We start from the raw sequence: 14956 nt of genomic DNA, 5'->3' as shown, positions 1-14956 counted from the left end.
ACTAAATATAAGGACATTAAGTTCCTTTCTTCAGGAGAGCAACAAATACTAATCCTTTTCTCATATATAGCATTTAACAGCCAAGATGGTAAAATTTTTATTATTGATGAACCAGAGCTTTCTTTGCATATAAAGTGGCAAGAAGATTTTTTAGAAAAATTAGATAATATAACTCCAAAATTCACACAGCTTTTACTTGCGACACACTCTCCAATTCTAGCAAATAAAAAGAAAAACAAAGCTGTAACTCTCTTACCTTTTAATGTGTAATTATGGTTGATGGATTTCCAGAGTTAACAGACTCTTTTTTAGCAGGTCAGGATGTTTTTTATGTTCAATTCAATGATGTTTCATTTTACGTAGAAGACACAGAGCAGGAACATTTATATTTCAATATTTTGAAACGTCTTTTTGTTAATGTTCAATTTGACAAAATTTTTCCACTTAATGGCAAAAACAACTTAAAGAATCACGCACGCGATAATAGCCAAGACAATACAAAAGTATATATTGCTGACAGTGATTTTGAGGATATTTTAGGAACTAAGGAAGAATTAGAAAATGTCTTTTACCTGAACAAATATTCCATTGAAAATTTCTTAGTTGAAAAGGAAGGAATATTTGAAATTATTCGAGAAAAAAAACCAAAACTCAAGAATGATGAAATCGAAGATTTAATTGATTTAAATTCAAATCTAAAACAGTGTAAACTAATTCTATCAGACTTAACATGTACTTTTATTGTAATTCAAAAATATGAGTTGGGAAAAGAATATTTCGGACTTAGCCCAGCAAGAGATTTTAATCTTGAGTCTACCCCTCCTGCTGTTCGTAATAATTTTTTACCTAATTATTTCAATGAAGTAGAACAACTATTGCAAGAAAAAGATGGTAGATATACGCTAAAATCCAAACAGCGTGAATTTAAAAGTCATTTCAAATTATTAACCAATGCGTTGAAAAATATTCCTGGAAAATATCTAATTAATGTTATTAAACATCAATTAGAAAAAGCGGGACTCATTAATCAAATCAGTATTGAATCCTTAACATATAAATTATCGAAAGAATGTAATTTAGATTCTCTGCACTATTTGAGAAGTGAAATACACGCATACAGGCAATAAAACAGATAAAGGTGCATTGTGCATAACTTGCACGGACCTCCAACCAGTGTCCATCGCACAATTCCCCACTCTGAAAATCCTATCTTTGACTTATAAAACAATCTTTACCTTTTGAAAATAGAAATTCTTTCTCCTCAGAATTTTATAACAAGTCAATGATCTACCCCCAACTGGCGCGGGCGTCTCGCCCGTGTCCTCAGCACAGAAAAGTCCAAGCTTTAACGGTACAAGCGAAACGCTCGCACTAGGCATTATAATTTGCAGGTGGGGAAAACAGCGTTTGTTGCGAAAAAATGGTCCATTTTTAAGTTTAATTATTTTAATTATATTGCCCGCAATTATTAACCAACCATCCATTTTCCATCTATCTAAATATCAGCTATGAAAAGAATTGTACTGCTTTCAGTTATACTTTTTAGTACCCTTGCCAATGCCCAAATAAATTTTGAGGAAGGGTATATTATTAGCACCTCCAATGAAAAATCAACCGTATTTATTAAAAATGTGGAATGGAAAGACAATCCCGTAAGTTTTGAATACCGAATGGGCGAAAATGGTGAAATAACAACCGGAACCTTAAACAGCGTGAAGGAATTTGGCATCAATGGTGACTCCCGCTATGTAAACACCACTGTAAATATTGACAAGTCCAGCGATAATACCAGTCAATTAAGCTATAATAAAAACCCGGAATTTCAAAAGGAAACCTTGTTTTTAAAAGTTCTGATTGACTCAAAGGCAAGTTTGTACTCGTACGAAGAAGGCAATTTAACGCGCTTTTTCTATAAAACTGAAAACAACCCTATTGAGCCTTTGGTTTTTAAAAATTACAAGATAACAAATTTTCAGGCTGGCAAAAACGAACAATACAAACAGCAACTTTACAACACTTTAAAATGTGAGTCCATAAGCTTAGATGACGTTGAGAATTTAGAATACCAAAAATCTGAGTTATTGAAATTTTTCATAAAGTACAACGAATGCGAAAATTCCGAATTAGTAAATTTTGAAGCAAATAAATCCACCTACATATTTCACCTTAGCATTCGTCCCGGAGTAAATAGCGCCAGTGCTTCCCTTGAAAATAAATTAGATAAGAACAGAGATGTAACATTCGACAATGAAACAAACTTTAGGCTAGGACTTGAAGCAGAAGTAATCTTACCCTTCAATAAAGGGAAATGGGCGGTATTATTTGAGCCCACATATCAAAGTTACAAATCCCAAAAAATTGTGGACGGCCAGAATATTGAGATAGATTATAGGTCTATCGAGTTTCCATTAGGGGTCCGTCATTATTTTTTCTTAACTGACAAATCCAAATTATTCTTAAACGCTTCCTATGTTATAGATGCAAATTTAAGTTCCACAATTATCTATGAAAGTGATATAGATTTGGAGATTAAATCCAGCAGTAACGCGGCTGTAGGGTTTGGTTATAATTATAATAATAAGGTGAGCCTGGAATTTAGATACCAAAGCCCAAGAGGACTATTGGTAGATTATAATTTTTACCGTACGCAATACAGTTCAATTTCGTTGATTCTGGGATATTCACTGTTTTAAAAAAACCATCCCCTTCCGCGCTAACCTGAAACAGCTATTGCATTATCCGCTTCGTTCCTATCGCCAAACATTTCCTTTCTATGATTGATGCCCCAATGCTGCAATTCCAAAATAACTTTTTCCAACGTACGGGAATGCTTTGTAGGTTTATATTCCGTTCGCACAGGAAAGCCGTTTAAAACAGTTCTTGTGATCAACTGATTTTCCTCTAAGTCTTTTAATTCCTTAGACAAAACCTTGGTACTTAGCTTTGGAATGCTGCGTTCTATTTCCCTAAAGTGTTTGTTCCCTTCCCAAAGGGAAATTATGATTAAAATTTTCCATTTGCCACCTATTACATCCAAAGTATCCCGCACGGGTAACAAGGCAGACATACACTCTTTATGCTCCATTTTTTTCATAATTATCGGATTAATGATTACCTCAAAGTAACTGCTTACCAAAAGGTAACTGATTACAAATGGTAATCAAAAATAAGTAATTTTGCTGTAGTATTAACTATAACGATTTAAAAATGAAAAACAAGATTCTTACAGTTTTATGTATATTATTCGGCTTAATGATGGTCAATGCAGGATTAAACAAATTCTTCCACTATATGCCCATGCCCGAAATGTCTGAAGAGATGATGCAAATTATGGGTGCCTATATGACCTTAAAATGGATATTACCCCTTGTAGCAGTAGTAGAAATAATAGGAGGCATATTAATAGCTATCCCAAAAACAAGAGCATTAGGAGCATTAATGATTTTTCCAGTTATGGTAGGAATATTAATTCATCACGCCGTATGGGATCCATCAGGTATTGGAATGGTATTACTATTATTCGCAATTAATATTTGGGCCATAGTTGCCAACTGGAATAAATACAAACCAATCTTAAAGGGTGAATAGAACAAATAATAGGATTTTTTAATATTCATCGCTGCCCCATCTGGCACTGTGCAAAGCTTGCTCAATTTTATAAAGTATTTGCAATGCGTTTCACCCTAATGCATACACCCAGGTTTGCCAGATTGGGAATGTGAGTCAGTACACTCCATCTGGCGTGCTTTTTAAAAGCGTGCCCATCTAAATTAAGCATTTGCAATGCGCTTTGTAATAAATAGCAACTATTTACAAATTAACAAATCCGCTTAAAGCTTAAAGCTTACAGCCTAAAGCCTTTTTTTTAATTGCTAATTGCTCATTGCTCATTGCTAATTGCTAATTGCTAATTGTTCCTAAGGCACGCACACGTTCGTAAAATATGCCCAAAAAATTGCTCATTGCGCATATAAATTATCATATCAGCCACAGTTGTGTAATAAATTTGAAGTCCGAAACCCCAGATATATCAAGGCTTTCAAAAAAAGTCATTCCAAAATGGAATGAAATGTCGAAAAGCTTATTTTTTTTTACTATATTAGTAATTCGTTCCTTTCCCATTCAAAATCACTCAAGCTAACCCTAAGCCGACCGTAAGCCGATTGCATGCCGACTCCATGCCGACCACACGCCATAGATACTCCTAGTATACCCCCACTATTCCCCATTATTTCTATATCAATATGAGAGGCCATAAGAAAAATGGTTCAAAATATATGGAAGCACATCTACATCGGTATAAAATACCAAAAATATAATTTACCAAAATAGCTACTAGGGCTACACTCAGAGTGCGCTAGGGCTATACATAACAGCTGTTAATACTATGTTCAGGTTGCCCTAATGTATGGTTCAAGGGGGTTGAATGCTACTTGAATAGTACATTTAATCTATCATAAAGGTACTCAAAGCCTAGGTTAAGGCTACAATGTTAATTGTCTAACAAACCACCCTAATGTTTAAAGCCCAAAGCATTATAATAACAAATTCACAGATTATCAAATTCACATACTCAACACTTAAACAGTTACACAATTACACACTTAAACATTCTAACAATCCAACAATCCAATCAGATCAAACCGCTCGGGCACAAATAATGTGTTTTATAGTATATTTGAAGGCAAATAATAATACCATAGATGGGGCATCCTAAATTATAAATAAATGACTAACGAAAAAGCTGCAATAAGAACGACTTATTTCAGTATCATTGGAAATACTTCTTTAGCGTTAATAAAAGGAATTGCAGGCGTTTTTGGCAATTCGTATGCTTTAGTTGCAGATGCTATTGAATCCACTACCGACATATTTGCTTCCTTTTTGGTCTTATTAGGTTTTAAATATGCAAAGCGACCCGCAGACGAAAACCATCCGTATGGCCACGGTAAAATCGAACCCTTAATTACCTTTGGAGTTGTTGCCTTTCTTGTGGTTTCTGCAACAGTAATTGCATACGAAAGTATTCAACACATTCAGACGCCCCATAAAATCCCGAAGGCGTGGACTTTAATTGTTCTGGGTGTAATAATAATTTGGAAGGAAATCTCATTTCAAATTGTAATTAAGAAAAGTAAGCAAACAAATAGTTCTTCCCTTAAAGCAGATGCTTGGCACCATAGAAGCGATGCAATAACATCGGTAATGGCGTTTATTGGAATTTCAATAGCAATCATCTTCGGACAAGGTTATGAAACCGCTGATGATTGGGCAGCCTTATTTGCTTCCGCCTTTATTTTATACAATAGCTACCTAATTTTAAGGCCTGCTTTGGGTGAAGTAATGGACGAACAACTTTATGACCATCTAATACTTGAAATAAGAGAAAAGTCTCTTGAAGTAGAAGGTGTGTTAGGCACAGAGAAATGCTTCGTCAGAAAATCCGGAATGAAATTTCATGTTGATTTACACGCTATTGTCGCTGGAGAAATTTCCGTGAAAACAGGACACGATATTGCACACAAACTAAAAGATTATTTACGTAACGAAATACCAAATTTAGGACACGTTTTAATTCATATAGAACCAAACGACTAAAAAAAACAATTCATAATTGCATAATTAAACAATCCTTTGCCCAACCATTTTGAAAATAACAATCCTCACTCCACAGCATTTCAAAAAAAGCGAATGGTCTGGCGGCAGCACTACCCAACTTTTTATATTCCCTTCCACCGCTTCCTATACAGCACGAGATTTTGAGCTACGGTTAAGTACAGCAAAAGTAGAAGCTGAGGAATCTACATTTACGGCCTTACCGGGTATAGATAGGAAGCTAATGATTTTGGAAGGAGCAATCAGCATTACCCATGAAGGCCACTACAGCAAGCACCTCAACCCTTTTGAGGTGGATGAATTTAGTGGGGATTGGAAAACCACTGCTATAGGCACTTGTACTGACTTTAATGTGATGACTACGGGCAAACAGCAAAGCGCCTTCTATCATATAGCTATGGAGGCAGGTAGCAGTTATACCTTAAAACCTAAAGCGGAGTGTAAGAAGTTATTCCTTTATGTTACTTCGGGCACGCTACAGTTGCAGCTTAAGGATGAAAACTATATACTGGAAACTGGAAACTTAATGGTCATAGAAGACGGCAGTGTTTCTTCCATTGCTATCAATGATGATATGGGTTTTGGGGTTGTTGTTTTGGAACTATATTAGTTTTTTCTAACTAAATAATATAAAACTTGAAAATCTTAACTTGGAACTTGGAGAGATTGCAAAAAAAAAGAAATGAAACAATCCTAAAGATTATTGAAAGTCACCATGCCGATATTTTAATTCTTACTGAAACAAGTTCAAAAATAAATCCCGGCAAAAGCTATCAAAGTATTGAAACCGAAACCCTTGAAGGTGATTATGATGGGATTGCTTATAAATTGGGCGAGAACAGAACTACTATTTGGACAAAATATCCCATAAAAAGACAAATGGAAACATTTGATAAGCATACTACTGTTTGTGCACAATTGGAAACTGAATCTTGGCAATTAACCGTTTATGGAACCATTATAGGAGTTTTTGGAGGCAAAGGAGACCGCTTTATAAGCGATTTTGAAAAACAAATAAAGGATTTTGAAAAATTGGAAGGCAACATTTGTATTGCAGGGGATTTCAATATTATGTTATCAGGATTTGCGTATCCCAGTCATCAAGCGAGAAACCAATTAAATGATATAATACAAAAGTTGGATTTGAATTGTCCTACTTCAAAGCTCGAAAACAATGTGGGCCACATACTACTCAGCAATAACTTTATCAATAACCGCAAAATGGAACTAAGCATTTGGAATCAAGACAAAAAGTTAAGTGACCATATTGGCATTTGTTTAAGCATAGAATAATTCATAATCTGCTGAAGCACTAAAAAAATAAATAGATTTATATTTAAACAACTAATTTCAAGCCTTAAAAATGATTTTACTAGTATTTGCTGGAACATCTTTACTTCAATTGGCTTTGTATTTCCTCAGCTACAGGATGAAATGGAAGTTTCCCGATTTCTTGATTCTTATTATTTTTTTGGTTTTGTATTATGCTTTTCTGCCTCAATTTTTCTATCCAGAACCAAGACGAGATGGGGTAAACTGCGGTATGCCCATTCTGGCAATAACTATGGTCTTTTGGATTATTGGGACCATTGCGGGAGTGCTTATACATTTCCTTTGGAAACTGATTTTACTATTTATCAAAAAACACAACACTGTACAATAATTATCAAAAAGAAAATAAATGAAGAGACTGATTTTAACGCTTTTATTAATAGTAAGCTCACTGGCTTTTTCCCAAAATAAAAAGACCGAAAAAATATTAAATGAAGGGAAGTTGCTATACCGGCTGGAAAAGGGTTCTTGGTATGGCACTGATGATATGTTGGCACGTTTTAAAACAAAAAGGGATTCAGTGGGTGGCTATCTATCATACGAAACAGCCGATAAGAATATAAATACCATTTTTTTCAGTCGCTTTGACAATGATAGAATTTTAATACGATATGCTTTTGACAGCATGCCAAAACCCCAACCCATAAAAATTGATACCATAAATCAAAAAGCAACGGAACTGGAAAAGAATCTTATAAAAATAAGACAAGATGCGAAAGAAAGGGCATTTTCCGAAAAAGATACTTTTTTTAGTTTCTACGAGAATACACTGTATAACTTCATTCCTGTAATTACTGATAAGGAAAGAAATGTATTTATATTGACTGGTACAAATGCCTTAAAAGCCGTTTTAATTGGCAATGATTATAAACTGAGCTATAACAGGAAATTTGAATTTGAAAGGAAAGAGAAAATTCACAATAGCATTTTACAATTCCCTTTTGCCTCTGAAGAGGAAGACGAGGAGAAAACGATCACTACATTCCATTCGCACGTTATAACAGAATACATTTCGTCTACCGATATTTGTACCTTATTGCTCTATAAAGATTTTGTGGATTGGAATCAACATATTGTAATAAGCGAAAAAGAAGTGTCTATCTTTGATTTGGAGAAAGAATCCCTTTTTACGATGAAAAGAGAAGCTTGGGAAAAGATCTATGACCAAGAAAAAGAAAAAGACTGAATTTTTTTCACTTTTTAGAATTTTAAATCATCAAGGCCCAACACCCACCGAACATCAAAAACATCGGTTAACTCAATAAGTTTTTGTCCCTCCTGATTTTCTTTGAAAAGATTTTTTTTATCAGCTGCCAACTTTTCAATAAGTTGCTTTCTATCGGCAGTATTTTTACAGGCCAAAAAAATGGAAATATAGTTTCCCAACTTTCTGCCTTCGTTATGCACAAGGTCCGAGCCGTAAATGGTTATACTATCGGCAAGCAGCGTTCCGCTAACTACAATTTCCTTATAAGCTTCTAATTCCTCTTCAAAAGGTTCAAAATGCAATATGCCTCCAAAGCAGGATTGATAAAAAGTGAGTGCCTTTTTACAATTTCCGGGAAAAGTTATAAAAACGGCACTCCTTGATTTCTCATTATTTTGCGCCACCATTTTAAAAAAAAAATTAAGCGTCTGGAATTTCAGGTTCTACTAGTTTGATCAATTTTTCCAAACTTTCCTGCCAACCCAAATAGCACATTTCAGTTGGTATTACATCTGGAATTCCTTCCTGCAATACTTTTAACTCCGTGCCGCAGGAAACTTTTTGCAACTGCACGGTTGTTGTCATTTCCCCAGGTAAATTTGGGTCGTCAAACCTATCGGAATATTTAATAAACTCATTGGGCTTTATTTCCAGATATTCCCCGCCAAAGGAATGTCCGTTACCCGTACTGAAATTAATAAAGGTCATTTTATAAGTTCCTCCTATCTTAAAATCCATATGCTGAATGGTACAAATAAAACCGTAGGGAGGCAACCAACAGGAATGGGCAATTGGGTCTGCAAATGCCCGGAATACCTTTTCGGGGCTGGCTTTGATTACGCGGTGTAATGAAACTGTGTTGTTTTTCATAATTATTAATATTTAATGTTTGATAAATCAAAATTACAACAGACCATAGAATTTAAGCTATTGTGAAAATGACAACTTTAGGGGTGAATAATGCCAAAACAATTCTTACTTTAGTATGCTTTTAAATTTGAAGATTATGCTAATTTCAGTCTTTGTGCCAGTGCACGGGGTAATTGAAGCCATTACGCCCCCTTTCAGAAGTTTTAATACCGCCAATGAATTTTTAACTGCATTTGGAAAAGATCCAGCTTTTAAAGTAGAATATGTGGGCTTAAGCGAATATGTGCCTGCCAATAATGGGGAATATACCATTAAAACAGATAGATTGCTGAAGGATGTTAAAGCAACCGATTTATTAATTATTCCTCCCACTTTCGGCGATACAAACAAAGGAATAGAAGCCAATGCTGAAGCCATCCCCTATTTTAAAAAATTATATGAAAACGGTGCCAGTCTAGCCAGCTTGTGCATCGGCGCTTTTCTTTTGGCGGAAACAGGTTTGCTGAATGGTAAAAAATGTTCTACACATTGGGCGCATATTGAGGAGTTTAAAGAGAAATACCCCGAAGTGGAAGTGGAGGACGGAGCCATCATAACTGAACACGAGAATATTTACAGCAGCGGCGGGGCAAGTAGTTTGTGGAATTTAGTGCTTTACTTAATTGAAAAGTATTCCGACAGGGAAACTGCGGTGATGATTTCCAAATATTTTGCATTGGATATCGGGCGGGACAGCCAATCGCAATTTGCAATTTTCAGAGGGCAAAGAACACACGAGGACGAAGAAATACAGATAGTGCAGGATTACATAGAAGCGCATTACGAAGATAAAATAACCATTGAGAGTTTGGCTAATTTAATCAGTACCAGTAGAAGGACCTTTGAAAGAAGATTTAAGGTAGCGACCAACAACACTCCAATTGAATACACCCAAAGAGTTCGGATTGAAGCCGCCAAAAAATTCTTTGAAGCATCCAGAAAAAATGTTTCAGAAATTATGTTTGATGTAGGCTATACCGACACAAAGGCCTTTCGTGATATTTTTAAAAAAATTACCGGCTTGACCCCCATTGAGTACCGGAATAAGTTCGCAAAGATGGCTTATGAAGTTTGATATTGTTTAAGTGTGGAATTGTTTGATTGTTGAATTGTGTTGACCACTCACAAATTCACATATTTACGAAACAACATAAAAAAGTATCCTTTTTATAGTTTTTGAGTCTTCTTTATGAATATTAAAACAATCATTATGAATACTTGTAACTGTACCAACTGCGATTGCACCAAGTGTAACTGCAAAGACTGCTCAGCAAACACTTGCCCTTGCGAGCGATGTGAATGCGACAAATGCAGTTGTTGTTAAACCCAATAAAGGTTGGTATAAAAGCCAACCTTTTTTATTTTTGAATATGGAAACACAGAAAATTTGGAAGCAATTTAATGACGCCCTTTATTTTTTTATTCTTAAAAAGGTAAAGGACGAAAACGCCGCCAACGATATTTTTCAAAATACCTTTCTGAAAATCCACAACAACCTTCACCAACTTAAGGAAGAAGAAAAAGCAAAGGCTTGGGTGTTTCAAATTGCGCGGAATGAGATTGCCAACCACTTCAAAAAGGAAGCAAAATATATAGCTCCCGTGGAAGAAATCGCTGAGGTAAATTCCGAAAGGAATGAGGCCTATTGCTGTTTTGATAGGTTTATAAATGACCTGCCTTCCATTTATAAAGAAACCGTCGAGTTGGTTTATATAAAGGGAAAGAAACAAGATGAAGCTGCAAAAATTTTGGAAATCAGCCTTGCAAACGTAAAGGCAAGAATTAGGCGCTCAAAAGATATTCTAAAGGAAAAATTCAGCGAATGCTGCAAATATGAATTTGACAAAAACGGCAGTTTGATTGGCGAACCTGATTGCTCAAGTTGCAAATAACCTTCAGTTTATCGCGAATAGAATCTATAGATTCAACCTTCTACAAATTCATTTTATTTACAAATTATTTTTCATTCATTTTTTTCACTATATTTGATTTGAAGCTCAGCGCTTTACCCTCCTCACTTGATCAATATCTTTTTCCATTTGCATTATATTTTAAACTAATTTAAAAATATGAGAGAAACTGCCTTAATACTTCACTTTATAGGCTTAACCATGGGATTGGGAACAAGCTTTGCACATGCTTTTCTGGATAGAATAATATCAAAAATGGACAAAGAGGAAGCGATAAAATTCAGGCTTCAAGCAATGACGTTGAGCAGAATGGGCTATATAGGCATCATTCTTTTAGTGGTTTCTGGCGCTTATCTTATCCTTCCCTACTGGTCCACCCTACCCAGCAATCCGCTTTTAATTTTGAAATTGGTGTTAGTTTTAGTTTTAGTAATTTTAATTCTGTTGATTGGGCGTGGTACGCAAGAAGCTTTGAAAGGCAATGCTGAGAAAAGCCTAAAAAAAATAGAACCATTGGGCAAGCTTACCTTGCTTATAGGTATCACTATTGTTGCGCTGGCAGTTTTTATTTTCCGTTAAGTTTGAAGTTCATTTAACGTATCTTCTGAAAAAGTTGTAAGGCAAAGGGCAAACAAAATGTACCTTTGAAAAAAATCTATACCCTATGCGCGTCCTCCCAATAATTGGTTTTCTATTCGTCTTTCTATCCTGCAAGCAAGAACCAAAACAACTTACCGCCCAGCAAATTATAGATAAAACCATTGAAACTGCCGGTGGAGAAAAATATGATGCCGCAACAATTCATTTTACTTTCCGCGACACTAAATACAGCAGCCATAGGAAAAACGGCAATTATGAACTTACACGAACAAGTACTGATTCCTTGGGAGAAACCCGCGACGTACTCACCAATTCCGGCTTTGAGCGTTTTGCCAATGGCACCAAACTGATTTTAGCTGATTCCACTGCGACTAAATATGCCAATTCCGTAAACTCCGTGCACTATTTTGTACAACTTCCCTTCGGGCTAAATGACCCTGCGGTAAATAAAGAATTGGTTGGCGAAGCCGAAATAAACGGCAAGAAATATTATGAAATAAAAGTGACTTTTTCTGAAGAAGGCGGCGGCACAGACTACGAAGATGAGTATATGTACTGGATAAATCAAGATGATTTTATGATGGATTATTTCGCCTATAAATTTTATACAGACAAGGGTGGCATCCGTTTCAGAAAGGCTTTTAACCCAAGAATGGTAAACGGAATACGGTTTGTGGATTACGAAAACTACAAATTGGAACCTTGGCAATCCGTAGATCTAAAAACAGTTGACGAGCTCTTTGAAGCAGGAAAACTGGAGTTGCTTTCTGAAATTAAGACGGAAGATATTTCTGTTGAAATTTTAGGGAATAACTAATCTCTTAATTGATAAAAAACACCGCATTCGCCAAAAACAACTTCCCGTTTTGCCAAAAGGAACGGAAGGAAACATCATCCACCATATAAACCACACTACCTTTGCCCTTTTTCGCTTCGGCAAACACTATTGAGTTTTTTAAAGAAGCGTTGGCTGCTTCACCAGAAAAACCAGAAACGCTTTCAGGTTCTTTTATATAGCCTACATTAAAACCTTCATTTAAAAATTTATAGGAATCGCTACCCAATTTTAAACTATAGTAAGTATCACCATAACCAAACGCCAAAGGATGGGTATTGTCCAACATTACTTTATAGATACTTCCTGTTATGAAATCTTTGGTGCTTTCCAGTTCGCGTTGTGCGTAGGGAATCATATTTCCCAAAGTGTCCTTTTCTTTTTCCGCTTTTTCATCACCGTTTTTTTTAAGATCAAAACCTTCCTTTCCTTCAAAAGTTGCTACTGCATTGCCAATTGCGATTACCCTTCCACCTTTGTTAATCCATTCTTCAAGATTTTTGAAAGCCCCTTCATTCAATATAGATTTGTAATAACCGTCCGGCAGCACCAACACATCATAATCGCTCCATTGAATATTTCCAATATCGCTCGTATTTATTGAAGTGATTGGGTATTTCAATTGAGTTTCAAAAAAATGCCAAAGTGCCCCATAGCTCAATGAGGAAGTTCCCTCCCCTTGAAGCATTGCAACTTTTTTGTTTTTAATTAAATGAACATATTGCGACCCAAAATCAGTCAAACTATCTGCATAACTTGTTGGGGAAGCGTATAATTGGCGGCCCATTTCGTTCGCGATTTCTATAAGGGTTTTATCAAAATCTGGATTCGTTTTATTGTCACTTCGCGTAATAATCAAGCTACCGCGACCGAAATTATTTCCACCAAAACTGAGTTCATTTTCAGAAAAACGCACTTTTATATCTGCCTGTAATAAAGCTGAAAGAAATTCGGCATCCTGCAAACTGTTCCATTTTGCAATATAGCCAGCAGCAATTGGTGAAGAAGTATTAGAAACGGTATTGTTTGGATTAGCTCCCATTGCTGGAACAAAAGTAGTGCTAGCCACAGTTTCAAGTCCGAAAGCATATGGCAAGCTCCAAGCCGTAATATCATAAGTAATGGGCGTTGACAGTGCTGCGTTGGGTTCAAAAAGTACTTGTGCCATTTTCCCTTTCGGCTGGTTTGTGCTTACAACCAATGCGCCTTTAGCGTCCATCGCGCCTTTTTTATTTTCAGAATAATTGAAGCCGCTTACACTTCCGCCAGTTGCATATCCGTATTTTATTTCGTGACGGTCCAGCATTTCCGTTAGCGATTTTATATTATCGGGATTGCCTTTTAATACAAAACTTTTATAATTAAGATCATCGTTTTTGAAGAATTTCTTAAATTCATAATTAAGGGAAGCAGCATTTTGTGAAGCAACTTCAATGGTTGAAAGTCCAGTGGTAGTGTGATGTGCCACACGGTCCACAAGGGTAAGCTCAACATCTTCGTCATTAATAATTCCCAAACCAGCCATTCCGTGACCAGCTTGTTCATAGGTCATTCCAATAGCGCCCATATAAAGTGGATAAGTATCGCCATAGCTCGGGTATAGCAAATCAAAGCTTTCACGGGTAAAGAAAAGCCAGCCGTTTTTGTCAAAATACTTTGCGTTGTTCTTCCCTATTTTATTTTGAAATTCGCGCTGCCAATCTGTAATTATCTCGTGATACGGTTCTGCTCCAGGCGCAAAATAATAGGGGTTGTTGATAAATTGCTCGTGAAAATCAACGTGTATCTGCGGCATCCATTGGTTGTAGATTTTTAAACGCTGTTGGGTCTCTACCTGGCTTGCCCACATCCAATCGCGGTTTAAATCGAAAAGATAATGGTTTGGTCTTCCACCGGGCCAAGGTTCGTTGTGCTCTATTGCGTCACGGGATGAATTATAGGGTGAAGCTTTCACTTGATTGTACCAATTTACATAACGATCGCGACCATCAGGATTTACGCCTGGATCCATAATCACAACTACGTTTTTCAACCAATCTGAATGTTCCGTTATAAGTTTGTAGACGGTATTCATAGCCGCCTCGCTACTGCTGGCTTCGTTTCCGTGAACGTTATAACTTAGCCAAACAATGGTTTTATCGGGAGTCGCACTCCCCGAAAGAATGCCAATATTCTTTAAATTGTCGGTGCGTATTTGTTCAAGATTTGCAAGGTTTTTTTCGGAAGAAATCACCGCATAAGTCAATCTTCTGCGTTCGTTGGTTTTTCCGTAGTCGAAATATTTTACCATTCCGCTATTTGCAGCCACATGTTCAAAATAGGAAACAACATCGGCATGACGGGAGAATTCGGTTCCAATTTCATAACCCAAGAATTCGGAAGGAGATTGCAGTTGGGCGAAAATAAAAAGTGGCATTAAATATAGAAGAAAAGCTAGCTTGCGAACCATTTTGAATATTTTAATTGAAGGCCAAAGATAGTTAAATTCCAAAAACGAAATTCCAAATTCCAATGGGTACATTTTGGTATTTGGTGCTTGAAATTTGG

17 protein-coding genes are annotated in these 14956 nt (G+C 36.1%); 13 read left to right on the top strand and 4 right to left on the bottom strand.

The features are described 5' to 3' along the window. The 3 genes from A7A78_RS03135 to A7A78_RS03120 all read left to right on the top strand — a co-directional run. Window positions 1-270: AAA family ATPase (locus tag A7A78_RS03135; RefSeq protein ID WP_131811099.1), on the top strand; the 270-nt coding region annotated here is incomplete at its 5' end. A 2-nt stretch (window positions 271-272) separates the two neighbouring features. Further along, window positions 273-1127: a DUF4435 domain-containing protein gene (locus A7A78_RS03130; protein WP_068760985.1), complete on the top strand. Its 855-nt coding sequence runs from the start codon at window positions 273-275 to the stop codon at window positions 1125-1127. Window positions 1128-1508: 381 nt separating this feature from the next. Then, window positions 1509-2693: a porin family protein gene (locus A7A78_RS03120; protein ID WP_068760983.1), complete on the top strand. Its 1185-nt coding sequence runs from the start codon at window positions 1509-1511 to the stop codon at window positions 2691-2693. Between the two features lie 20 nt (window positions 2694-2713). Here the strand turns inward: A7A78_RS03120 and A7A78_RS03115 are convergent, their stop codons facing one another. Further along, window positions 2714-3094, bottom strand: a complete 381-nt coding sequence (locus tag A7A78_RS03115; RefSeq protein ID WP_242649244.1) for a winged helix-turn-helix transcriptional regulator — start codon at window positions 3092-3094, stop codon at window positions 2714-2716. Between the two features lie 113 nt (window positions 3095-3207). Here A7A78_RS03115 and A7A78_RS03110 point away from each other — a divergent pair, with 113 nt between their 5' ends. The 6 genes from A7A78_RS03110 to A7A78_RS03085 all read left to right on the top strand — a co-directional run bounded on the left by A7A78_RS03110 (window position 3208) and on the right by A7A78_RS03085 (window position 8134). After that, complete coding sequence (locus tag A7A78_RS03110) at window positions 3208-3588, top strand: DoxX family protein (protein WP_068760982.1); 381 nt, start codon at window positions 3208-3210, stop codon at window positions 3586-3588. Window positions 3589-4728: 1140 nt separating this feature from the next. Next, window positions 4729-5598 carry a cation diffusion facilitator family transporter gene (locus A7A78_RS03105; RefSeq protein ID WP_068760981.1) on the top strand — a complete coding sequence of 290 codons (870 nt, stop codon included), beginning with the start codon at window positions 4729-4731 and terminating at the stop codon, window positions 5596-5598. Window positions 5599-5647: 49 nt separating this feature from the next. Continuing rightward, window positions 5648-6226 (top strand): HutD/Ves family protein, encoded by a 579-nt coding sequence (locus tag A7A78_RS03100; protein WP_068760980.1) that lies wholly within the window; start codon window positions 5648-5650, stop codon window positions 6224-6226. Window positions 6227-6252: 26 nt separating this feature from the next. Beyond that, window positions 6253-6909 (top strand): endonuclease/exonuclease/phosphatase family protein, encoded by a 657-nt coding sequence (locus tag A7A78_RS03095; RefSeq protein ID WP_068760979.1) that lies wholly within the window; start codon window positions 6253-6255, stop codon window positions 6907-6909. A gap of 70 nt (window positions 6910-6979) precedes the next feature. Continuing rightward, window positions 6980-7279 (top strand): hypothetical protein, encoded by a 300-nt coding sequence (locus A7A78_RS03090; protein ID WP_131811098.1) that lies wholly within the window; start codon window positions 6980-6982, stop codon window positions 7277-7279. An 18-nt stretch (window positions 7280-7297) separates the two neighbouring features. After that, window positions 7298-8134: a hypothetical protein gene (locus tag A7A78_RS03085; protein ID WP_068760977.1), complete on the top strand. Its 837-nt coding sequence runs from the start codon at window positions 7298-7300 to the stop codon at window positions 8132-8134. 14 nt (window positions 8135-8148) lie between these two features. Here A7A78_RS03085 and A7A78_RS03080 read toward each other — a convergent pair whose 3' ends face one another. Beyond that, window positions 8149-8562, bottom strand: a complete 414-nt coding sequence (locus A7A78_RS03080) for a VOC family protein (RefSeq protein WP_068760976.1) — start codon at window positions 8560-8562, stop codon at window positions 8149-8151. 13 nt (window positions 8563-8575) lie between these two features. Beyond that, window positions 8576-9025: an SRPBCC family protein gene (locus A7A78_RS03075; protein WP_068760975.1), complete on the bottom strand. Its 450-nt coding sequence runs from the start codon at window positions 9023-9025 to the stop codon at window positions 8576-8578. Window positions 9026-9161: 136 nt separating this feature from the next. On the opposite strand from A7A78_RS03075, the gene A7A78_RS03070 reads away from it, so the two are divergent. The 4 genes from A7A78_RS03070 (at window position 9162) to A7A78_RS03055 (ending at window position 12391) form a co-directional block, all read left to right on the top strand. After that, on the top strand, window positions 9162-10139 hold the full coding sequence (locus A7A78_RS03070) for a GlxA family transcriptional regulator (protein ID WP_068760992.1): 978 nt from the start codon (window positions 9162-9164) through the stop codon (window positions 10137-10139). A 295-nt stretch (window positions 10140-10434) separates the two neighbouring features. Beyond that, entirely contained in the window at window positions 10435-10956 is a 522-nt protein-coding gene (locus A7A78_RS03065) for a sigma-70 family RNA polymerase sigma factor (RefSeq protein WP_068760974.1), read from the top strand. Between the two features lie 177 nt (window positions 10957-11133). Beyond that, entirely contained in the window at window positions 11134-11553 is a 420-nt protein-coding gene (locus tag A7A78_RS03060) for a CopD family protein (protein ID WP_068760973.1), read from the top strand. Window positions 11554-11638: 85 nt separating this feature from the next. Next, window positions 11639-12391: a DUF6503 family protein gene (locus A7A78_RS03055; RefSeq protein ID WP_068760972.1), complete on the top strand. Its 753-nt coding sequence runs from the start codon at window positions 11639-11641 to the stop codon at window positions 12389-12391. A 4-nt stretch (window positions 12392-12395) separates the two neighbouring features. Here the strand turns inward: A7A78_RS03055 and A7A78_RS03050 are convergent, their stop codons facing one another. Next, entirely contained in the window at window positions 12396-14858 is a 2463-nt protein-coding gene (locus A7A78_RS03050; protein ID WP_068760991.1) for a M14 family metallopeptidase, read from the bottom strand. Window positions 14859-14956 lie beyond the last annotated feature (98 nt).

It is taken from the genome of Aequorivita soesokkakensis (assembly GCF_001641085.1).
Taxonomy (GTDB): domain Bacteria; phylum Bacteroidota; class Bacteroidia; order Flavobacteriales; family Flavobacteriaceae; genus Aequorivita; species Aequorivita soesokkakensis.
The sequence above is the reverse complement of the archived record's forward strand: the minus strand, read 5'-3'. Positions and strand labels throughout refer to the sequence as shown.